This window comes from Sphingobacterium sp. xlx-130, from assembly GCF_011007405.1.
Classification (GTDB): domain Bacteria; phylum Bacteroidota; class Bacteroidia; order Sphingobacteriales; family Sphingobacteriaceae; genus Sphingobacterium; species Sphingobacterium luzhongxinii.
In genome coordinates this window covers 431,633-451,993 of sequence record NZ_WFKN01000001.1, presented here as the reverse complement: position 1 = coordinate 451,993, position 20,361 = coordinate 431,633, and the positions used below count along the sequence as shown (strand labels likewise).

Annotated in this window: 27 protein-coding genes; 8 read left to right on the top strand and 19 right to left on the bottom strand. The window is 40.4% G+C overall.

All coding sequences use genetic code 11. From position 1 onward, the window contains the following. Positions 1 to 4: 4 nt before the first annotated feature. Both G7B18_RS02005 and G7B18_RS02000 read right to left on the bottom strand, forming a co-directional pair. Positions 5 to 1,498, bottom strand: coding sequence for a Y-family DNA polymerase (locus G7B18_RS02005; protein WP_164121971.1), 1,494 nt, complete (start codon positions 1,496 to 1,498; stop codon positions 5 to 7). Beyond that, on the bottom strand, positions 1,491 to 2,234 hold the full coding sequence (locus tag G7B18_RS02000) for an ImuA family protein (RefSeq protein ID WP_164110403.1): 744 nt from the start codon (positions 2,232 to 2,234) through the stop codon (positions 1,491 to 1,493). Before G7B18_RS02000 ends, G7B18_RS02005 begins: the two co-directional genes overlap by 8 nt. A gap of 99 nt (positions 2,235 to 2,333) precedes the next feature. Here G7B18_RS02000 and G7B18_RS01995 point away from each other — a divergent pair, with 99 nt between their 5' ends. Next, positions 2,334 to 3,155 (top strand): XRE family transcriptional regulator, encoded by an 822-nt coding sequence (locus G7B18_RS01995; protein ID WP_164110402.1) that lies wholly within the window; start codon positions 2,334 to 2,336, stop codon positions 3,153 to 3,155. Here G7B18_RS01995 and G7B18_RS01990 read toward each other — a convergent pair. Further along, positions 3,121 to 3,534 (bottom strand): PH domain-containing protein, encoded by a 414-nt coding sequence (locus G7B18_RS01990; RefSeq protein WP_164121970.1) that lies wholly within the window; start codon positions 3,532 to 3,534, stop codon positions 3,121 to 3,123. The two genes, G7B18_RS01995 and G7B18_RS01990, sit on opposite strands and share 35 nt — an antisense overlap. A gap of 148 nt (positions 3,535 to 3,682) precedes the next feature. On the opposite strand from G7B18_RS01990, the gene G7B18_RS01985 reads away from it, so the two are divergent. Both G7B18_RS01985 and G7B18_RS01980 read left to right on the top strand, forming a co-directional pair. Beyond that, positions 3,683 to 4,168: a BON domain-containing protein gene (locus tag G7B18_RS01985; protein WP_164110398.1), complete on the top strand. Its 486-nt coding sequence runs from the start codon at positions 3,683 to 3,685 to the stop codon at positions 4,166 to 4,168. Between the two features lie 22 nt (positions 4,169 to 4,190). Beyond that, the gene (locus G7B18_RS01980) at positions 4,191 to 4,613 is read left to right on the top strand and encodes an SH3 domain-containing protein (RefSeq protein WP_164121969.1); all 423 of its coding nucleotides are present in this window, start codon (positions 4,191 to 4,193) and stop codon (positions 4,611 to 4,613) included. Positions 4,614 to 5,028: 415 nt separating this feature from the next. On the opposite strand, the gene G7B18_RS01975 is transcribed toward G7B18_RS01980, so the two are convergent. Next, positions 5,029 to 6,039, bottom strand: coding sequence for a WD40/YVTN/BNR-like repeat-containing protein (locus tag G7B18_RS01975; RefSeq protein WP_164121968.1), 1,011 nt, complete (start codon positions 6,037 to 6,039; stop codon positions 5,029 to 5,031). An 8-nt stretch (positions 6,040 to 6,047) separates the two neighbouring features. Next, positions 6,048 to 6,707, bottom strand: a complete 660-nt coding sequence (locus G7B18_RS01970; RefSeq protein WP_164110392.1) for a YceH family protein — start codon at positions 6,705 to 6,707, stop codon at positions 6,048 to 6,050. Between the two features lie 286 nt (positions 6,708 to 6,993). Here G7B18_RS01970 and G7B18_RS01965 point away from each other — a divergent pair, with 286 nt between their 5' ends. From G7B18_RS01965 to G7B18_RS01955, 3 genes are all read left to right on the top strand, one after another. After that, complete coding sequence (locus G7B18_RS01965; RefSeq protein WP_240452741.1) at positions 6,994 to 7,899, top strand: histone deacetylase; 906 nt, start codon at positions 6,994 to 6,996, stop codon at positions 7,897 to 7,899. 30 nt (positions 7,900 to 7,929) lie between these two features. Further along, positions 7,930 to 8,991, top strand: coding sequence for a nucleoid-associated protein (locus G7B18_RS01960; RefSeq protein WP_164110389.1), 1,062 nt, complete (start codon positions 7,930 to 7,932; stop codon positions 8,989 to 8,991). 61 nt (positions 8,992 to 9,052) lie between these two features. Then, positions 9,053 to 10,102, top strand: coding sequence for a DUF3810 domain-containing protein (locus G7B18_RS01955; RefSeq protein ID WP_164110387.1), 1,050 nt, complete (start codon positions 9,053 to 9,055; stop codon positions 10,100 to 10,102). 24 nt (positions 10,103 to 10,126) lie between these two features. On the opposite strand, the gene G7B18_RS01950 is transcribed toward G7B18_RS01955, so the two are convergent. Further along, positions 10,127 to 10,753 carry an NUDIX hydrolase gene (locus G7B18_RS01950; RefSeq protein WP_164110385.1) on the bottom strand — a complete coding sequence of 209 codons (627 nt, stop codon included), beginning with the start codon at positions 10,751 to 10,753 and terminating at the stop codon, positions 10,127 to 10,129. Here G7B18_RS01950 and pyrE point away from each other — a divergent pair. Both pyrE and G7B18_RS01940 read left to right on the top strand, forming a co-directional pair. Beyond that, positions 10,752 to 11,399 (top strand): orotate phosphoribosyltransferase, encoded by a 648-nt coding sequence (gene pyrE / locus G7B18_RS01945; RefSeq protein WP_164110383.1) that lies wholly within the window; start codon positions 10,752 to 10,754, stop codon positions 11,397 to 11,399. The two genes, G7B18_RS01950 and pyrE, sit on opposite strands and share 2 nt — an antisense overlap. Before the next feature lie 54 nt (positions 11,400 to 11,453). After that, the gene (locus tag G7B18_RS01940; RefSeq protein WP_164110381.1) at positions 11,454 to 11,849 is read left to right on the top strand and encodes an SRPBCC family protein; all 396 of its coding nucleotides are present in this window, start codon (positions 11,454 to 11,456) and stop codon (positions 11,847 to 11,849) included. Between the two features lie 40 nt (positions 11,850 to 11,889). Here the strand turns inward: G7B18_RS01940 and moaCB are convergent, their stop codons facing one another. From moaCB to G7B18_RS01875, 13 genes are read right to left on the bottom strand one after another with little or no spacing between them, the layout of a single operon-like run. Beyond that, entirely contained in the window at positions 11,890 to 12,816 is a 927-nt protein-coding gene (gene moaCB / locus G7B18_RS01935; protein WP_164121967.1) for a bifunctional molybdenum cofactor biosynthesis protein MoaC/MoaB, read from the bottom strand. 3 nt (positions 12,817 to 12,819) lie between these two features. Next, the gene (locus G7B18_RS01930) at positions 12,820 to 13,263 is read right to left on the bottom strand and encodes a molybdenum cofactor biosynthesis protein MoaE (RefSeq protein ID WP_164110377.1); all 444 of its coding nucleotides are present in this window, start codon (positions 13,261 to 13,263) and stop codon (positions 12,820 to 12,822) included. Beyond that, the gene (locus G7B18_RS01925) at positions 13,260 to 14,330 is read right to left on the bottom strand and encodes a HesA/MoeB/ThiF family protein (RefSeq protein ID WP_164110375.1); all 1,071 of its coding nucleotides are present in this window, start codon (positions 14,328 to 14,330) and stop codon (positions 13,260 to 13,262) included. Before G7B18_RS01925 ends, G7B18_RS01930 begins: the two co-directional genes overlap by 4 nt. A 12-nt stretch (positions 14,331 to 14,342) precedes the next feature. After that, on the bottom strand, positions 14,343 to 14,570 hold the full coding sequence (locus G7B18_RS01920; RefSeq protein WP_164121966.1) for a MoaD/ThiS family protein: 228 nt from the start codon (positions 14,568 to 14,570) through the stop codon (positions 14,343 to 14,345). Next, complete coding sequence (locus G7B18_RS01915) at positions 14,548 to 15,111, bottom strand: molybdenum cofactor guanylyltransferase (protein ID WP_164110370.1); 564 nt, start codon at positions 15,109 to 15,111, stop codon at positions 14,548 to 14,550. The genes G7B18_RS01920 and G7B18_RS01915 overlap by 23 nt, the downstream gene beginning before the upstream one ends. A 17-nt stretch (positions 15,112 to 15,128) precedes the next feature. Further along, positions 15,129 to 15,854: a TSUP family transporter gene (locus G7B18_RS01910; protein ID WP_164110368.1), complete on the bottom strand. Its 726-nt coding sequence runs from the start codon at positions 15,852 to 15,854 to the stop codon at positions 15,129 to 15,131. A gap of 6 nt (positions 15,855 to 15,860) precedes the next feature. Beyond that, the gene (glp, locus tag G7B18_RS01905; RefSeq protein WP_164121965.1) at positions 15,861 to 17,033 is read right to left on the bottom strand and encodes a gephyrin-like molybdotransferase Glp; all 1,173 of its coding nucleotides are present in this window, start codon (positions 17,031 to 17,033) and stop codon (positions 15,861 to 15,863) included. 12 nt (positions 17,034 to 17,045) lie between these two features. After that, the gene (locus G7B18_RS01900; protein ID WP_164121964.1) at positions 17,046 to 17,711 is read right to left on the bottom strand and encodes a molybdopterin-dependent oxidoreductase; all 666 of its coding nucleotides are present in this window, start codon (positions 17,709 to 17,711) and stop codon (positions 17,046 to 17,048) included. 18 nt (positions 17,712 to 17,729) lie between these two features. Beyond that, complete coding sequence (locus G7B18_RS01895; protein WP_164121963.1) at positions 17,730 to 18,035, bottom strand: winged helix-turn-helix domain-containing protein; 306 nt, start codon at positions 18,033 to 18,035, stop codon at positions 17,730 to 17,732. Positions 18,036 to 18,044: 9 nt separating this feature from the next. Then, complete coding sequence (moaA, locus tag G7B18_RS01890) at positions 18,045 to 19,022, bottom strand: GTP 3',8-cyclase MoaA (protein ID WP_164110360.1); 978 nt, start codon at positions 19,020 to 19,022, stop codon at positions 18,045 to 18,047. Beyond that, complete coding sequence (locus tag G7B18_RS01885) at positions 19,023 to 19,262, bottom strand: DUF6755 family protein (RefSeq protein ID WP_164110358.1); 240 nt, start codon at positions 19,260 to 19,262, stop codon at positions 19,023 to 19,025. After that, positions 19,259 to 19,759 carry a Rieske (2Fe-2S) protein gene (locus tag G7B18_RS01880; protein WP_164110356.1) on the bottom strand — a complete coding sequence of 167 codons (501 nt, stop codon included), beginning with the start codon at positions 19,757 to 19,759 and terminating at the stop codon, positions 19,259 to 19,261. Before G7B18_RS01880 ends, G7B18_RS01885 begins: the two co-directional genes overlap by 4 nt. Positions 19,760 to 19,784: 25 nt before the next feature. After that, a complete protein-coding gene (locus G7B18_RS01875) occupies positions 19,785 to 20,351 on the bottom strand; it encodes a 4Fe-4S dicluster domain-containing protein (protein WP_164110354.1) in 567 nt (188 codons plus the stop codon). Between the last annotated feature and the right edge of the window lie 10 nt (positions 20,352 to 20,361).

Sequence of the window (20,361 nt, the reverse complement as noted above, 5' to 3'; positions counted from 1 at the left end):
GTGTTTATGTAAAATAACCATGAAGGAACCATTTTGGATCCCCTTGCCCGTAATATCCGCAGCGGAATAGCCAGTATCTAGCTCCTTTTTCATCTTCCACACGGTAGTAATCCCTTGGTTGTTCGTCGCTGATCCACCATTCCTGCTCGATGCGCTCGGGCCCATCCGCTTTGACAAGCTTATATATCTTTTTACGGTGCCTAAAGAGCGCCGGTGGGTAATCGGGAAGGGGAACCATGACCTCGATAGGTTCGGGATGTGCCAGTAGGTGTAAGGGGCGTAATGCATGGCTGGGCCAGTCCGATTGGGGCTGTGTGTCTAAGGATGAGGTGGGCTCGATTGTCCGTTCAGGCCAGTGGTGAGCGGAAGGTAGAAAGCGATGGATAGATCCAGAACCTATCTTGGCTGCAATATTGTCCAGCAATTCGGCAATTTCCGGTTGCCCGCCTTTCGTTTGCCAAAGACCTTCCTGTGGAAGGATGCTGTTTTCTACCAAGGTGGCTTCCAAAACAAACAGCTCTATACCCAAAGCTGGTTCTATGTTGGGAACTTTGAGGTCAAACAATTTGAAAAGATGGGTGGGGTTGGAGGAAGCTCTTCCTGTACCTATGTGGATTGTTTGTAGGTTGCCATCGATCCGGTATCCCCTGAATATCGCTTGACGAAGTCCCTTTTCTTCTTTCCTCAGTCTGTTGCACAAGGTGGTTAAGAGCTGTTCTAAGGCTATTTGGATACCTGTGCTGGTCGATATAGGTTCTAAGCAGGATAATCGCTCCTGATAGCTCGGTATGGGTTCTATAGGGTTGATGTGTTCCTGTTCTGTTCCTAATGCTTGTCCTAATCGGCAGATAAGTACGTCTCCAAAACGCCGTCTTAATGTGCTTTTGGGGATGTGCATAAACTCTTCGATATAACGAAAGCCTAATTTATGGAGGCGTTGCTGTATCTGTAGGGAGATCCGGAGTGCAGCTGGAGGCAGTCCGGATAGGGCCTGTGCCTGTTGTGTCTTAGGGATTATACTAAGCCGGGTGGTATGCCGGGCTACCGCCCAGGCAGCACCTATGGTATCGGCAATTGCTGCCTGAGCCTGATAACCTCCTTGAGCGATCCTGTCGATAATGTGATTGCCGTATTTTTCTTCTCCTCCCCAGAGATGTGTACAGCCCGATATATCGAGTACAATGCCATCGGGAGCTTGTAGTTCTACTATGGGGGCAAAACGGATGCACCATTCCCCAAGAGCCTGTAGTGTTTGGTTGAGGCTGTTGGTGTCGTAGATTGCAGATTCCAGCTGGGGCAATATGGCTTGGGCATCGGCCAGTACCATGCCGCAGGATATTCCTTCCTGTAGTGCAGGCCTATTGGCTGCTTGTATTTTTACACGGCCATTTTGGGAAAGGGTGAGTACAAACGGGGCTTTCCTTCGTTCAGGCTGTTCTTTCTCTGCTCGATCGGTTCCGAAGAACGGAAGCCAGATACACATATAACGTCTAGGCATATTGTTCGTGGTTTGGTCGTGCTGTCGTTGGAATTGTCTCTTTTGATAGATGTATCAGTCGATTGTTTTGCCAGCTTACCTGCCATTTTCCAGGTCGGCCGTTGCGGACTTTCTCTAGAGAGACCTCCCAGGTGGGGTAACCTACCCCAGGTAAGTCATCTGGAAGACGGCTGGCGATGGAGCGTATTTTCCATCGGGATACGCAAGCCAAGGTGTTTTCATGACGAGGGCGTCTTCGGTGTAAGAAGCCTGTAACATTGCTTTTCTCTACGGCAAGCTGTAATCGTTGGGATTCGGAAAAGCTTACTTCTTCCATTTCTGCGACTACGGCTGCTAATGCGTTACATTTGAGGGCTTGCTCCATTACCCATAAGGCGTCTTTGTCCTGTGCGATATCTACAAAGATGACTTGATGTGGGGCTATTCCGAAATGGGTTAAGCCAATAGGAGACAGGCTGCGTTTGGTGCTGATCCAGAGACAGAAATTGCCCGCGTGCATTAGCTTGGCAACTATATTGGCAATAAAGCCATTGGTTGCGGTGGCATGAATTGCAGTAAGACTGATGAACTCGTGTACTGCGGCTGTAGGGAATGTTCCGAATGGAAAGGCGTATTCTATGTCGGCCAAACCAAAGTCAATACGGTTTAATATCCCCGTATGGGGTTTAAAACCTTCTAATTTTAGAATCTTTTCTTGAAGCTGTCTTATTACCTCTTGTTTTGCTGTCCCTTCCATATGCTACACCCTTCGTATTTAATTCATTTTTGTATCTATCGCATTGTTTATTTATTTTTGTTATTAATAATAACAAAATAGTGTTATCTATAATAACAAATGAAGTCGGTAAATCAAAAAATATTTTTTGCGTCTAATATTAAATTCCTTCGGACACGACAGGGATTGAGTCAGGAAGCAGCAGCAGAGAAATTGGGATTGACAAGAGCCAAGTTAGCTTCTATTGAGGCGGGGAATACCAAGGCGCCTCAGCCGGAGGATTATCTGAATTTCTCTAATTTTTTTGCTGTAAGTATAGATACCTTGCTCAAGGTTAACCTTCCGCTATTGGGCGAATTAAAACTGAGAGAGTTGGAGTCGGGCAATGATGTTTTTATAAAAGGGGGGAATCTTCGGGTATTGGCTATTAGTGTAGATAAAAGTAATAATGAGCATGTGGAATATGTACCGGTCAAGGCTAAGGCAGGGTATGCAGCTAGTTATGCAGATCCTGAGTTTATAGCCGGTTTGCCTAAATATTCGTTGCCCCATCTACAAGGGGGGACCTATCGTATTTTTCCTATTGTAGGTGATTCGATGTTGCCGATTCCAGATGGAAGTGATATTACAGGGAGCTATGTGGAGGATTGGACGGCTCTTCCTGCGGGTACGCCTTGTATTGTGATTTTAAAAGGGCAGCAGGATTTTGTATTCAAGTTGGTGAGCTGGCTTCCTGAGGGGCAGTTTTTGCTGTCGTCGCTTAATCCTGCATATCGTCCCTATACGGTAGCTATGGAGGAGGTATTGGAGGTATGGAAATTTCATGCTTATAGTACGCGTGTTTTTCCGGATGGACAATCGGACTTATCGATGGTCATGGCCGCAATAAAAGATCTGGAAAGGCATGTTAGGTCTTGTACACAACCTCGATCTTTGGATTGATGTCTTGAATGGTACCGATAAAGCCGACTTTGTCCTTTGGCGATATCAGGACAGAATCAAAGCTGTTGTAGAAAATTTCCAATCGATCAAGGGATGCAGCTGGTGAACTGACCATATTGTTGGTCTCTACGATTTTTCGGACGCTGTCTATTGGGATATTTTTTTTATAAAGTAGACCGCTCCTGATTTTTAATATATTTTCTTCAATGGTATAGTGCGTGTTGAGCAGGGTAGGAAGACATATTATGGAAGTTAGTACTAAAAGTATTGCAGCCTCCCATAGGTGTGTACGGTGATATAGCATAATACCCGGTGCGATCAGGATAGCGACCACAACCAACAGAAGTAATCCTTTGCTTATTTTCGACTTAAATACCATTTTTTGTTGTTTTGGCTATATGGGTAACTGTTCTGCTAATATACGGTATGTTTTGTGTTCTTAATCCTGTCGAAAAAAATAAACCTCTCCCCAAAACAAATACAGTGCTTAACTGTTTTTTTATTGAAATTTAAAAAACAACATGATTATGAGTTTAAGAAAAGTATTATCCATGTTCCTGGTGGCTGGGGTAGTTGCCTTAGGGACAATCTCTTGTAAATCCAAGATATCGGATGCGGATTTAAAAGCAAAGGTAGAAACGGCAGTTAGTGCAAGTCCGGGGGTTATGGTTGATGTCAAGGATGGTGTAGTTACCCTGACAGGTACAGTAGGCTCAGAAGATGAGCGAATGGCATTAGAAAACTCGGCTAAGGCGGCGGATGCTAAGGGAGTTAAATCTGTAGTCAATAATATTACGGTACAGGCTCCTATAGAAATCAATACCAATGATGCAGACCTGACCGCTAAGATTGTGGACGCAACAAAAGATTTTCCAACGGTAAAAGCTACAGTAGCAGGTGGTGTGATTACGGTTACAGGTACATTGGAGCAGGCGCGGGTTATGGTTTTGAAGCAATCGTTGGATGCCTTGAATCCTAAAAAAGTGGATATGTCGGCGTTAGTTGTTAAATAGTGATTTTAAAACAAAAGAAAATATGTCTTTACTAAATAAATATAAAGTTTTGATTGATACCGTTAATGCATCAGGTATCAGTGATTTGCAGATGGCAGAACAGGATGGCGTTTTACAAATAAGAGGTACAGCTCCGAATGCCGATGTCAAAAATAAACTATGGGATATCTATAATCAGATAGATCCTAATTTTTTATCTGGTGATGTGGTTATGAATGTGGATGTGTCTTCAGCGGTAGCGGGTACACAAGCTCGAGTCATTACTGAAAGCTCAAATCTCAATGTACGTAAAGGACCAGGAACAGACCAGCCTATTGTAGGGAAAGCTGCAAAGGATGAGATTATTACCTTGATCAGCAGAGCGAATAGCCAATGGTGGTTAGTACGTACGAAAGATGGGGAAGAGGGATACTGTTATGCGCAATATCTGGAGCCTATCGGATAGGTTATAAGTTTAAAGATTTACCGTTTTTAATTTTGCAAAGGCCCTATACTAGACAATAGTATGGGGCTTCGCTGTTTTATTTATATAATGAAGATATACAATTTGCGGATGAATGAACATGGGGTAGTTTTCCTCTTAATAAGGGGCTGGAAGGTAAGATCCTTGTATGTAGATAGGTTATAGATAGTATTAAGAGCCTATTAAGTATTAAGAAGGTAACGGTGTGCGAATTCCTTTCAAGATAATAGCAACCTGACTCTAAGATATGCATGGATTCAACTCGGACTCAACACGGATTCAGGTGTTTTTGGATAACTGTAGTTACTACCTTGTCTTAGGCTACTTATCGAATATAAGTAATATTTACCAGCTGTTGTTTTAAAAAGTAATAGCTGGTAAATATTATGCTAAAAGGCTATAAAATTAGCCTGAAGATATTGCCTTTTGATCCCGTTAAGTATATGGTTTTACTGTCAGGGCTTTTACTAATGGTGTTAAAGCTATCCTGGGATATGTTTTTCCAGTTCATGCCCCCATCGTAGGAAATGTCTGTGCCAGATGTTCCAGTGGCCAGTACGATTTTTTCGGTGATATAGCATACATCGGAACGGTAGCCCTGTACAGGGGTGTTTGGTCTGACCCAGTTTTTGCCTGCATCGTTTGTCAAAAGTATACTATTGCTATTGTCCTGATCGGATAGGTAATCGCCACCTACTGCAATTCCAGTGTTGGGATTGATGAAATCAATTGCAAAAATTCCCGCGGAAGCTTTGCCCGATAGGATCGGACAATCGTATTTGTCTACGCGGAGGGCTTTGGGATTAAGGTCAAAAAAGCTAGCATATCTTCCTCCTGTTCCGATATAGAGTCTTTCCTTCCATTGTTTCATAGAGGTACCGGAAGCTGCAAATGCGGCTTCTCCTGAATCGGCAAAGAGTATGAACTCGTTGCTTACATCCTTCCATGAGTTTCCCTTGTCTGTGGTTTTTAAAAGCTGGAAGGCTCCGTTGATAGGGTCACCTAAGATATAGCCTGTTTTTCCATCTAAGGTCAGGTCGTCCAGGAAAATCTCGGGCCTGCTATCTTCATAGACTTTGGTCCATGTTTTTCCCGTATCTTTGGTTTTTAGTACAATGGCAGGGGAGCCGACTCCCATGATCAGGGCTTCCTTTCTGTTGATTACAGCAATATCTCTGAAATCAATATTTTCATATCCTCTGGGGTTTACCCATTGCCAATTTTTACCTTTATCAGTGGAGTAGCCTACAGTTCCTTTGCTTCCTGAAACCCATACGGTCTCTTTTCCATAGGTTGCTAACCCTCTGAAACTAGAAGGTTTGTTTTCTACTAGTGGTACAAAAGTTTGGGCAAAGCTTATGGTTAGCATGCCAAATACTCCGGCAATCAGAGAAATTGTTCTTTTCATTCTTGTTTTTAGCTTAGTTCTGCCATAAGCTTATTGAATTCTTCGCGTAAGGTTGCTAGTTCTGTTTCTAATGTTGTTACCCGTTCTTCTAAAGCTTGTACCTGAGCGCTTGACCCTGTGGAGACTGTTGTTGCACTTGTTTCGTAGTCTTCTTCGTCGAATTCACCAAAAAGATGGATGTATCGGGCTTCCTTCTGTCCGGGACGTTTGGCCAATAACTTGACATAGGGTGTTTCGTCTTCTGCGAGTTTATTTAATAATTCCTGTACTTCATCTAATGTTTCGAATTCGTAAAGACGTCCTGAGTTGGAGTTGATCTCTCCAGCCGTAAGGGGGCCTCTTAAGAATAATAGACATAGGGCTGCTAATTCGGCAGGTACTAGAGGGTATTGAATGGCAATATTGTGTTTGTATTTGGTGACGCGTGAACCTCCGCCTACTACAGTAGAGACTAACCCGCGGCGCTTTAAACCATCTAAGGTGCTGATGATGGTGCTTTCATCATAATTTACCACGGGTTTGCGTGATGTTTTTTGGTTACAGGCTGCTTGTAGACTGTTGATGGTCATGGGGTAATATTCAGGTGTGGTTTTCGACTTTTCCAACAGGCATCCTAAGACGCGAATCTCTTCTTGGCTTAATTGAGGTAACGTTTTTATTTCTTCCATTGTTGTCTGTAAAGTATAATTGTTTTCTAAGATAAGAAATATTCGTGTTTGGCAAAGTGCAGGGGCTGTGTTTGTTGTTATTTCGGTATTATTAGGATTGGACGATTGTGCTTTTGGATAAATTAGTTTGCTATGCATCTGCCTTCGGCGGTCGTCGTTCCTGTTTGGGAAGTCGAAGCAAGTTCTTGTAATGGTGATAGCTGGTTGCTATGTTCGGATTGTAAGAAGATATAATTGCTCGAATTATTTACTTCTTCGTATTTTCGTGGGTTGAAAATATAACGAATTGCTGAAAATCGCTTATCATACCAAATATGTTCACCCTGTGCGTGAGGGGCATCGCTTCCCGATGTTGAAGTATGAACTGATTCCTGAGCAGCTCTGCTACGAGGGGCTGGTCTCTGCTGTTAATTTTTTTGAACCGAAGATGGTTGATTTTGAAACGGCGGCGCTGGCTCATGATACGTATTATTTACGTCGGCTGTTTGATTTGACGTTGGATGCAAAGATGGTGCGGCGTATAGGATTTCCGTTGACACAGGAATTGGTCGATCGAGAACGTTATTTGGTGGACGGTACTATAAAATCTGCTTTATTTGCGTTGGACTATGGTATATCTTTTAATGTGGCCGGTGGTACACATCATGCAGGACGTGATTTTGGAGAGGGTTTCTGTTTGATGAACGATCAGGCGATAGCGGCGGCTTATTTGTTGGAACAAGGGTTGGCAACACGTGTTTTGATTATCGATTTGGATGTGCATCAAGGTAATGGTACGGCACATATCTTTGAGAAAGTCTCTTCGGTGTATACTTTTTCGATGCATGGTGACAAGAATTTTCCTTTTATCAAGGAGCGTTCTGATAGGGATATCGCTTTGGAGGATGGGATCCTGGATGAGCAGTATTTACAGTTACTAGGGGAGAATCTTGCCTTTGTTTTTGAAACTGTTAATCCTGATTTTGTTTTTTATCAAGCAGGAGTCGATATCTTAAGTTCGGACAAGCTTGGTAAACTGAAGGTGTCTGCTGCTGGGTGCCGAGAGCGGGATAGGATGGTGTTGGAAAGCTGTAATGTACGAAAAGTTCCTGTACAGGTCAGTATGGGAGGTGGGTATTCGACGCAGATTCGTGATATTGTCAATGCACATGTCGAAACTTATCGAGCAGCAATTGCTATTTTTGATTTCTAATTTTTAACTTCTGACTTTTAATTTTATACTATGTTTTTTTATCAAGATGCCTCTTTTGAAAATTTATCCATACACCATGTTGGTAATAAAGCCAATGATGAGTTCTATATCTTATCCGAGGCGCCTGTGGATTTAGTGGGGGATGAGGTATTGCCGGATTTACTGATGCAGTACTTTATGAAACCTTTCGTTAAGGCCAATGAGGTGTATCGTTTTTTTCATCCGAATGAGGAATTGCAACTCAACGAAGTCTATCACTTCAGTAAGAAGTTTTTTGATCGGGAGATTGATTTTCATGAGTTTTCGCAGCAGGTTACTAAGCATCTGTATGAGGTGTCCGAACATCCTAAGATTAAGCCAGGGGAGGTGTATGTGGTATCGCTAAAGAATGTGCAGATGGAAGGAGAGGATTGGAGTGCTGTGGGGATTTTTAAGTCAGAGAATAAAGAAGCTTATCTGAAAGTATATCCGGAACAAGGGGGGTTTCAGTTGAACTATGAGCAAGATGCTATCAATATTAATAAACTCGATAAGGGCGTAGTTATTGTCAATACGGAAGTTGAGGAAGGGTTTAAGGTGCTTGTTGTGGATCAGACCAATCAATCGGAAGCGGTGTATTGGAAGGATAATTTTCTGCAGCTTAAATCCCGAAATGATAATTATCAACAGACGGGAAATCTGATGAAGGTGTATAAAAATTTTGTCAATGAGAAGTTGGATGAGGTCTTTGAGTTAGAGACTGCAGACAAAATAGATTTGTTAAATCGGTCTATGAATTATTTTAAGACGAAAGAGACATTTGATAGTGCTGAGTTTGAAGAGGAGGTTATCGGTAACCCTCAGGCTGCGGGCTTGTTTAATGAGTATAAACAGAATTTTGAGGATGAATTTGATTTGCCTTTTCAGGCTAGCTTTGAGATTGCAACACCAGCGGTGAAGAAAATGCAGTCTTCCTATAAGTCGGTTATTAAGCTGGATAAGAATTTCCATGTTTATGTACATGGGAAACGGGAATATTTGGAACATGGGTATGATGAGGAGAAGGGGATGAACTATTATAAGTTGTATTATGAAAATGAGAGCGAGGGGTAACACAGAGAAGAAGATACTTTGTTATGTACTAATTGGCATTTGTCTTTTTCTTCATTTTTGTATGTTCTTCGCTAAGGATAGACCAGACTGGATAGAACGCTATTATTCGCAAACTTTTTATCCTGTATTTTCCTATCTATCGATTTTGCTTTTTTCTTGGGTGCCGTTTAGTGTAGGGGATTTGCTATATTTAGGCGTAGTGATCATCATGCTGTTGCTGTTGGTACGTATCACTATGTCGCTATGGAAACGGATTTGGCAGGATGGACTAAAATATGGTTTGCAATTGGTGACCCTATTATGTGTGCTGTATACTTTTTTTTACATTAACTGGGGTCTTAACTATTTCCGATTACCTGTGAGCGAGTATTTACATTTAGATATACAGGGAACCCATGTCGATGATTATACGGAGGTCTTGGCCAAGTATATTGTTATGGCTAATAGACTTAGAGAGCAGTTAGATCTGGAGCACCAACCTCGTTTGGGTGTAAAGATGGATCTAGAAAAGTATATCCGAAAAGATACTGTATTTGTTTCTTTCCTTTCCCAGGCACAGGTGCATGCCAAGGTTCCTCTATCCAGTAAATTGATTTCCTATTTTACGGTTTCCGGTTACTTTAATCCTTTTACTATGGAGGCTCATATTAATCAAGAGATTCCTAACAGTTTATACCCCTTCGTATATGTACACGAGCTAGCGCATCAGATGGGAGTTGGATTTGAAGATGAGTGTAATTTTATTGCTTTTCGCATGTTGGTGGATCATGAAAATCGCTGGTATAGATATACTGCTTATTATGCGGCCATCAAGAGTCTCTTGAAACCTTTTTCTAAAGATAAAGTGCAGATGGAACGATTGCGCAATATGTTGTCTGAAAAAGTACGTGCAGATTTTAAGGAAGAGTATGCTTTTTGGAAATCCAAGCAAGGTTGGATTGAGCATCTTACCAGTCTGTTTTATAATCAATATTTGCAGCATAACAATCAACCCGAGGGATTGGCGCGTTATGATATGATGGCAAAACTTATAGTTGCCTGGGAAAAGCAACAAAGACATAAAATGTCAAAGGAAGAAAAAGAGAAGTTGTATGCTCCTCCCACTAGATGAAGGAGGAGGGCATAAACCTCTTTTTTACTGTTTTTTTTGTTTTTTCTTTTTAATAGTATTTAATATTTCACTTATTAGGGGGTAGGTGTTACGTTCCACCTTGTCTAATTCTTTTGCATTCAGCCAGATTGCTTCGGTAATATCCTCTTCTGTTTGTGGGATTAATTTCGGAACCTTATTGACACCCATTTCATACCATTTTGTTTGTTTTAGGACAAATTTTCCACGCATATAATACGTATGATAAGTGGTCGCTATTTTAGGGCCTAGATAATTTACTTTAATCCCACATTCTTCTTCTACCTCGCGTAGGGCTGCGTCTTTCATTTTTTCAGATTCCTCTACTTTGCCTTTGGGTAAATCCCATTTATCGAGTCTATAAATGAAAAGATAGTCGCCATCTCCATTTTTTACCAATCCTCCTGCTGCGTGAATGATCTTTACCTTTGTCAATATGGTTTTTAATACCTGATTAATATTAGGGTGCACATATAAGTAAGTTAAGTCATTGTTTTTCGTGATGCTGTTAAAAAGTTTTTCGAGATCAATATCTTGTAAACCAATTGTTTGTACGGTTCCCTTGATCAAGGGGGCAAAATCTGCTAAAATTAGCAGGCTTTGGTTCATATAAATTTTATAAATTTGTGCCATGAATAATTTTAATGAGGTTGAACAAAAAGTTGCTGAATCCTTATTGCAAATTAAAGCAATAAAATTACAACCTAAAAGTCCTTTTACATGGGCTTCGGGCTGGAAGTCTCCAATTTACTGTGATAATCGTGTCGCATTATCACATCCTGCTATTCGTACATACATACGTCAAAAGCTTTCTCAATTAATCCAAGAGGAGTTTGGATCGGTAGATATGATATCGGGTGTGGCAACTGCAGGGATACCTCAGGGTGTGCTGGTAGCACAAGATTTAGGATTGCCTTTTACTTATGTACGGAGTAGTGCCAAAGAGCATGGCCGCCAAAATTTGATCGAGGGTGAGGCTATTTCGGGACAACGTGTTGTTGTAATTGAAGATTTGGTTTCTACTGGAAAAAGTTCTCTACAAGCTGTAAAAGCTTTGCGTGACGCGGGCTGTAATGTAGTTGGCTTGGTGTCGATTTTTACCTACGGCTTGGATATTGCTACAACTAATTTTGCGGAAGCAAAATGTCCGTTGTTTAGCTTATGTGATTACAATGCGCTTATTCATGTTGCGGTAGATAAAAGTTATGTTCTTGAGGCTGATGTAGCGGTTTTAGAGCAGTGGCGTTTAGATCCAGCAAATTGGACTCCTGAAGTTTAAAATGATACATAGCTAACATCATTTCTATAAAGTTAAAATATAAATCTTAGTGATATGACTGTAATCCAAAATAATGTGATTATAAATAAACCTGTAGGTGATGTTTATGCTTTCTTGGCCGATTTGAATAACCATGAGCAGTTAATGCCCGAGAATATATACAATTGGACCTCAACTGTCGATGAAGCACGTTTTACGATTAAGAATATGGCAAAATTGGCATTGAAGATAAGCCAAAGAGTCGAGAATAAAGAGATTGTTTGTGTACCTTCAGAAGAGGCTCCGTTCGAAATTCGATTAGCTTGGAGATTGGAGGAGCACGGGGAAGAGACAAAAGCAATATTTGTAATCGAAGCACAGCTTAATATGATGATGAAGATGATGGCTTCCGGGCCACTACAGAAGTTAGTGGATCACCAGGTTCAACGGTTGAAGGGAATATTGGGATAAAAAAATAAAAAAAGGGGGAAATGCAATGCCCCTTTTTTATTTAGATAGCGTCTTGTTCTCCATGCTTTCCCGAGTGTATCATTTTGAACAAATGGAGAATATGTGGAAATAGAGCGTCCATAGATTCCTTTGCTCCGTTGGTAGAACCAGGCAATGCAATAACTAAGGTGTTGCCAATTAATCCACCAATACTTCGGGACAAAATAGAGTAAGGCATTCTGTTTTGCCCATATTGTCTCAAGTGTTCGCCAATTCCCGGGATTTCCCTGTCCAGCAAAGATTTTACCGCTTCTGAGGTGAAGTCTCTTTTGGAGAGACCTGTTCCACCGGTAATTAAAATTAATTCTACTTGATTGTCCAGATATTCCTGTACCTGATTTTGAATGGATTCCACACCGTCCGGAATAATGTCGTAATGTAAAATCTGTGTCGGATAGGCTTGCAATTTTTCTACAATAGCCTTGCCCGATTTGTCCTCTTTCTCACCTTTGGAAATACTGTCGGAACATACCAAAACAGCCGTTTTGATAGGGGTTTCAAAGGAATCTTTCTTGTCTGATTTTCCTCCTTTTTTATGGATCAGCTTTATATTTTGAATTTCAATTTCTTTGTCGATCGGCTTCAGCATATCGTACATGGTAAGAGCCACCACGGAGGCGGAATGCATGGCTTCAACTTCCACACCTGTTTTGTAGATGGTTTTTATTTCTACTTGGATGTAGATGTGCAGATGCTGAATATCGTAAGATATTTTGGCATATTCAATAGGTAGCGGATGGCAATCGGGAATCATGTCTGCAGTACGTTTGGCTGCAAATAAACCCGCCGTTTTTGCCATTTCGAAAACATCACCTTTAGGTACTTTTTTGCCAATGATGGCATCTATGGTTTCTTGCTTGCTTACGGAAACAACCGCTTGAGCGACAGCAATCCTAAGGGTATTATTTTTGTGTGTAATATCTACCATGTTCTAATTATTTTCTTTCCATTGATAAGTTTGATCCTCAAAGATTTCTTTTCCCCAAATGGGAACTTCCGCCTTGATGCGTTCCACCAACTCGTCACAGGCTTTTTGTGCAGGTTTCCGATGTCTAGATGAGGTGAAAACAAAAAGACAGAGTTCTCCGGCATTGATGACTCCTAAGCTGTGATAAATATGCATGCAAGTAAGTTCATATTTGGCGAAAATATCTTCCCGTATTTCTGCAATCTTCTTTTCCGCCAATTCGGGATAAGCGCTAAACTCGATGGCTTTTACGATTTTCCCGTCTATTTGGTCGGCTCTTACCTGTCCTAAAAATATTGCGTGACCGCCAATATTGGTTTTATGCTGATGATGGGCAATGCCGGCAGCTATTTTTTCGGGAGGAATAGCTCCTTGGATAAAACTGTTTTTAAGTTTGATTTCTTTCATGATTCAAAAATTTGAAAGCCGTTTTCTACTTGATATATTTTTGTTGTGTTGGAGCGGTTTTCATTTAAAATCTGAATCGCTTTTCTGCTTCTTACGCCACTTTGGCAAATGAAAATCCAATGTTCAAAGTTGTTGAGTTCAGATAAATTTTGCTTTAAACCACCCAAGGGAATTTCCAGACATGGAAAAGCGGTAACCTTGGGAAGTTCTTCGAATTCTCGCACATCAATAAGGCAAGATTTTTCTAAATTCATAATTCGCTCTAGCTCTTTTATGTTGTGTATGGAAAAAAAGGATTCACAAGAAAAATCATAGTTTCTATCCAAAATATCTTGTTTGGATGTAGGTAAAAATGCCTGCTTATTTTTTGTAAGCCCTATTTGGATGTTGGAATTGTCTTTAGCATTGAACAGCTGTAACTTCCCCGATATCACATCGCCTATTCCGGTAATTATTTTGAGAACTTCATTGGCCTGAAAGCATCCTGCAATACCTGCCAAAACGCCCACTACGCCAGCTTCGTTGCAGTCGGGGACAGAGGTTTTATCTGGAATGTCCGAAAAAATATCCCTTAAATTAAATGGATTTTCTCCGTAATGAAACACCGACAACTGCGCTTCATACTGAAAAATTGATGTGAATACCAAATACTTATTCAGCCAATAGCAAACATCATTCACCAAATATCGGGTAGCGAAATTATCTGTACAGTCAACAATGATATCATATTTTTCAACAAGTTCGAAAACATGATCCTGATCCAGAAAAAAGTTGAAAACATTAAATTTAATTTCGGAGTTGAATTTTTTTAATTTTTCTACGGCTACCACGGCTTTGTTTTTTCCAATTTCGGTTTCATCGTACAAGACTTGCCTCTGCAGATTGGTAAGCTCTAAAATATCTCCATCCATCACACCTATCTCTCCAACTCCTGCCGCAGAAAGATATTGTAATACGGGAACTCCCAAGCCACCTGCACCTATTACCAATACTTTGGATTGCAATAGCTTTTGCTGAACAGTGTCACCAAATTCGGGTAAAATTATTTGTCTGGAATATCGTTGCATATCTTCTTAATTTTATCCTCCCGAAAACGGGGGCAAAAGAGCTATGGTTTTGGGCTGTTCTATAAGGGTTTCTACATCGTTAGCCAACTCGCCATCTATTGCAATCGTATAGCTTATGGTGGAGAGTGTCAGAAAATTTTCTTCCAATATTTTCCTCAATTCGGATAATGTGAGCGGAAATGGAATTTCAATATTCCTGTCGATAATTTCCGTAATTTTACCAAAGGTTTGAATTTTCATTTTGTAACAGTTGTTCTGCCGAAAACAAATCTTCCGGGGTGTTGAGGTTTAGTCTTTCTAATGGATTCATTTCTATAGATAAAGCTTGTAAAGCTACAGTTTCCAAAAAATCAAATAACTTAAGTTGGTTGTCTTTTATCCGCTTTTCTATTCTCTCTTTCAAACCTATTGAATATACGGCGCACAAAGGAAAGTTTTTTCCATTATTCTCCAAAAAAAGAACTTCCCGTTTATTTTGATCTTTCAGAAGTTTCATCAGGTTTTCTTGGGAGATAAACGGCGTGTCAACACTGATGATCATTGCGTCTTCTTTTGTATGGGAAAGAGCGGTGAAAATTCCACCCAAAGGACCTTTGTCTTTATAAACATCTTCGATAATGGGGACGCCAAAGTCTTCATAACCTTTATTATGGGCGATGATAACAATATCTAATGAAGGAATTTTTCGCAAAGTCAGCAGAAGATATTCTATTAGACGGATCTGATTAATCATTTTTAGGCCTTTGTCTTTCCCCATTCTGGAACTTTTTCCTCCAGCCAAAATATAGATCTTGGTAATCATGTCGTAAACAGTTTGAAGCAAGCGATTAACAATACCACGGCCAAAATATTTTTAATCCACTGCACCCGGAATTTTTTGGAGCCTAAATAGCTTCCTATAAGTCCTCCTATAATCGTAAATATTAGGATGGGAAGTATGTTGCCCGAAAGATGCAGACCATCCGTACTTTTTCCCAATAATCCTGATAAGGAATTAACGAAAATAAATATGGCACTTACTGCACTGGTTTGCTTCACGCCACACCATCCGAGCAAAATTAAGATTGGACTTAGAATAATGCCTCCGCCAATTCCCAATAATCCGGAAAGTAACCCTATGGTAATTCCTAAAACTACGGTTAAAGGAATATTTTGTTTTACATTAAAATTATAGTTGGGGATAAGTCCTAGAAATTTTGCGACAGGAATTAACAGGATAATTCCTAAAATAACTTTGTAAACTTTATCATTAAGCGTCCACATGCCTCCTAAAAACGCCATGGGGATAGAACATGCAACGAGCGTAAAAAACAACTTATAAGGAAAATATTTTTTTTTGTAGTACTGGGAAAATGCGATAAGCGAAACGAAGAGGTTCAAAAATAAAGCATTGGTTTTGATTTCGCTTTGTGGAAAGGCAAACAGAGCCATCAGCGCAATATAGCCACTTGCGCCACCATGTCCTACCGAGGCGTACAATGCGGCCACCGTGGCAAAAAGAAGGTATAGTACAATAGGTTCCATCTTAGATTAAAGTTTTATGATTTCAATATTTTCACCGATTTGAAAATAATCCTGTTCTTCTCTGAGCACCGCAAGGGCATTTGCTTTGGAAAAAGAATCCATTTGATAGGACGATTGATTTTGCAGGATTTCCACCTTATTGTTTTCTGCAAAAGCTTTTACAAAATGGGTAAGTCCAGCTTTTTTCCGATACTCGTTTAGCAGGATGGCTTGTTCCTTTTTGGTCTTTGCAACGCCCATCATTAGTGAAAGATAGGGCTTTACGTAGATATGAAAGCATGTTGCCACCGCAGCAGGATTTCCGGGAAGAGCAAAAACAGTGGTTTTATCCAAGAACCCGAAGTAAAAGGGCTTTCCGGGTTTTTGCTTGATTTTATAAAAATACTCCCTGACCCCTAATTGTTCCAAAACTGGCTTTATAAAATCATAATCGCCTACGGAAATACCACCGGTAAAGAGCAATACATCTACATTTTTGGCGTGTTCTGCTACCATCATTTTTAAGGAAACTGCTTCATCATCTGCCCAGAAGGAAAATGAGGTTTCTATATCTAGGGTTTGTAATGCTGCCCGCAGAAACACGGAATTACTTTCATAAATCTGGTAAGATTTCAATTCTTTTCCCAGCGGAACCAATTCCTTGCCAGTAACGATTATGCCTACCTTGGGCTTGGAAAATACAGGCAGCTCGTGAATTCCCAGCGTGGCAAGAAAGCCAATGATCTCTGCCGTTATTTTTGTATGTTTTTTTAAAGCCAAATTTCCTTTTTTGGTCTGTGTTCCTTTTTTGCGAATGTTGGTTCCTTGCTGGATTTCTTTTTTCAGGAATAAAAATCCATCTCGGAGGGTTACATCCTCTTGGGGGACCACGGTATCTGCGTTTTTCGGAATCGGAGCACCCGTTAAAATCCGAATGGCGGTGCCTTCTTCTAGTTCGGGTAACGAGGCGACGCCCGCCTGAACTTCATCTTTTACTTTAAGTTTCTGAAATTTTTCCAAGTTTTGTATCCGAAATGCGTAGCCGTCCATCGCCGAGTTATCGAAACTCGGGACTTCTATGGGCGAACGAATATCTTCCGAGGCAACCCGGTTCAGGCTTTCGTAAAGGGAAACTATTTCTTCGGGACAGGGGAAAATGTTCTTATCTAGAATTTCGAATGCTGTATGTATCGATATCATTTTTTTTAAATTTTATTTTACCCGATATACTTCTATGGATTTCAACCAGCTTACATGTCTGGGACCAGTTTTAAGGTCGTTTTTGGAAATGAGGATCATGGCACCCTCATCCTGTATGGGTTTTTCGTTTTCTTCGTACATCACGTATGTTTTCTCACCATTGACATTGTTGAATAATTCCGCCCAGGAAAAGGTGGCCATATAATCGTCACTGGCTCGGGCTACGATGTAGAAGTTTCGATCCCTATGATGATGCTGAATGATTTTTGCCTTACTTAGAATATCTTTCAGAAGCACCCCTTTATATGATTTGCGTACACTTGTCTTAGCACCGTTTTCGCAGATGATGTCCACGTTGTTCAGGTTATTTTGGTTCATTTTCTTCAAATCATCGACGGTAAGTACCAGCTTGTTTTCTACTTCGCCTGTCACCTCAATACTCTTGGAGAAATATTTGGCTTTTTCATCCCAATTTTTGCATGCAACACGTTCTTTTTTTTCGATATGCTGATGGGGTACCGTTTTGTGGTTGATGTTATCTTTCGTCTTGTTTTCACTGCATCCGCTAAGTAGAAGAGCTGGGGCCAGCACATAGAAACATTGCAAGGAGGATAAATACAGTATGCTCTGTAAGGAATACTGAGGGGCAAATTTTTTAAAGTTTAAAATGAATTTCATCTATATTTAGTTTCGATTTTATGAGGTTTTCCAGCAGTAAAACTGCTGGACGGCTGCTTCTCCTTCATTTGTAAGCTCTGCGCCGCTACCTTTGCTGCCTCCGATTATTTTATGCACTAGGGGTTTTACAGATCTTTCTTTTAATACATTTACCAGCTCCCAGGCTTTTTTGTAAGACATGCCCATTTCTTTGGCGGCATTTGTTATAGAACCAATCTTCTGAATGTTTTCCAATAATTTCACCTTGCCATAGCCCAAGAATGGCCCATTATCTTCTTCAATCCAGATCCTTACTTTTATGGTATAATTTTTTTGTTGCGCCATTGTTTACAGTTAGCCTCCTATTTTTATCATGCTTCGGTTTGTCATCGTATTGGGATTCAAATGCTGATAATCCTCAAACTGACCACCCAGTTTTGCGTGCTTTTTTAGAATTGCTTGCTGTACAATGGGAACAATATCGTTCCCTTTACGAAGATTTTCTAAAATATCGAACTCATCTTTCCCAAAAAGGCAATTTTTAATTTTGCCATCCGCAGTAATCCGGATCCGATTACAGTTTCCGCAAAAAGAATCGGACAGCGTAGAGATGAAGCTGATAGTTCCGCTGTGTCCAAAGATTCCAAATTTCTTGTCGGTATCGTGATTTCCATCCTGAAGCTTGAAAAGTTCAAAATGATTTTGTATTTTTTCCAAAATCAGGTGATTGCTCACTACCTTCTCTTTGTCCCAATTATTATTTTCAAAAGGCATAAACTCTATGAATCTCACATGCAGCGGCAAGTCTTTGGTAAGATGTACGAAGTCTAAAACCTCATTTTTATTAAATTTATTGATGACGACTACATTTAGCTTTACATGCAGGCCTCTTTTTTCGCAAAGCAGAATATTATTCCAAACTCTCCCCATAGAATCTCGTTGGGTAATGGTTTTGAATTTTTCTTTTTGAAGAGAGTCAATGCTTATGTTCACGACGTTCATCCCTGCCTGAATGAAGTCTTCTATGTATTGATTGATCAAAAGGCCGTTGGTTGTAATGCCAAGCTGAACGGGGAGTAGGGATAATTTTGAAATAATTTCTGCAAAATCCTTTCGTATCAAAGGTTCGCCTCCCGTAAGCCGTATTTTTTTTACCCCCAGATCCACGAAGGTTTTCGAGATGTCGAAAATTTCGTCGGGCGTCATTAGGAATTTCTGGCGCAGAAAAGAGATGTTTTCATTAGGTATGCAATAGGTACAGCGAAAGTTGCAGTTATCGGTAAGGGATATCCGCAGGTAATCGTGTGGTCTATCAAAGCGATCTTTTAGCATTTATTTTACCTTTTTAGGAAGAAAATATAACCATAAGACACCGGCAATAAATAGCAGCGTAGAAGCAATGAAGGTACTGTATGCTACCTCTGGGTGTCCATCAAGTGCGTTATTTAATGCGGTGTATAACAGCCATATCTGTATCAGTAAATTGGCTAGCAACACAACTATAAGTGTTGACATAATCATACTTTTTTTCTGAGGATTGGATTGCTCTTGTCCGCTTCTAAAATTGCTCATATATCTTCGGATTGCGGGTATTGTACATAAATATCTTCTCCTTGAAGGACAACGTCTAATTTTTTCAAAGCTCTTGGAGGAGGTCCTTGTAATACGTCTCCTGTCTTAACATCAAACCATCCATTGTGACATGGACATTCAATTTTCATCGTACCCGGTTTGTAATAGACCGCACAGGAAAGATGAGTACATTTCTGTTCATAAGCATAAAACTTACCTTCTTCTGTATGAATCAATATATAGGGAATTGTACTGTTTTGCATAACGAAAGACTTAGTCCCTCCAATCGGGATGTTGTTGACAGTACATATCTTTTGTTTTTTTATTGGTTTTTCATTATCTGATAATAATGCATTACCTGCAATCACAGCGTTGCCAAGTACCATACCTCCTGATACGACGGTCAATAATTTCGCGAAATCACGACGGCTAACCTGATTGGCCTCGGATCTGTTGATCGGGAAATCTTTTTTCCAATGTTTATCTTCGGTGCTCATTTTGATCTTTCTTTTCTGTTTTAATTTATAGGACCTTTAACTCTTCTTTTCCTTTAGGCATCATAATGTTGACTTTTGTATTGACGATTTCTTTACCAAAGATAAAGCGATTGACAGGTGATGAATTAGGGCGCATTGCAGCCATCTCTTCTTTGGTCCCGTAAAAAAGTGCTCCACTAGGGCAGACCGTAGCACACATTGGTTTTTTTCCCACGCTGGTCCTATCGTAACACATATTGCACTTCATCATCAGGTCGTATTGCTCCATTTTTTTTGGTACACCAAAAGGACATGCTATGACACAATTGGAACAGCCGATACAACGTGAGGTATTGGCTGTATGTACAATTCCAAATTCATCTTTGCTGATAGCATCTGCGGGGCAAACGTTGGCACATACTGGATCCTCGCAATGCATGCAGACCTGTACTGTGGTTTGGATTGTATGGCTTCGATCTACATAGTTGACATGTATCATAGGCTCTTCACCATTGGTCTCGCACTCTGCACAGGCCGCCTCGCAGGATTTGCATCCTATACAGCGTTGCATATCAACGAAAAACTCTTCTTGTAATTTGTAATATGTAATCATATTTTATTGA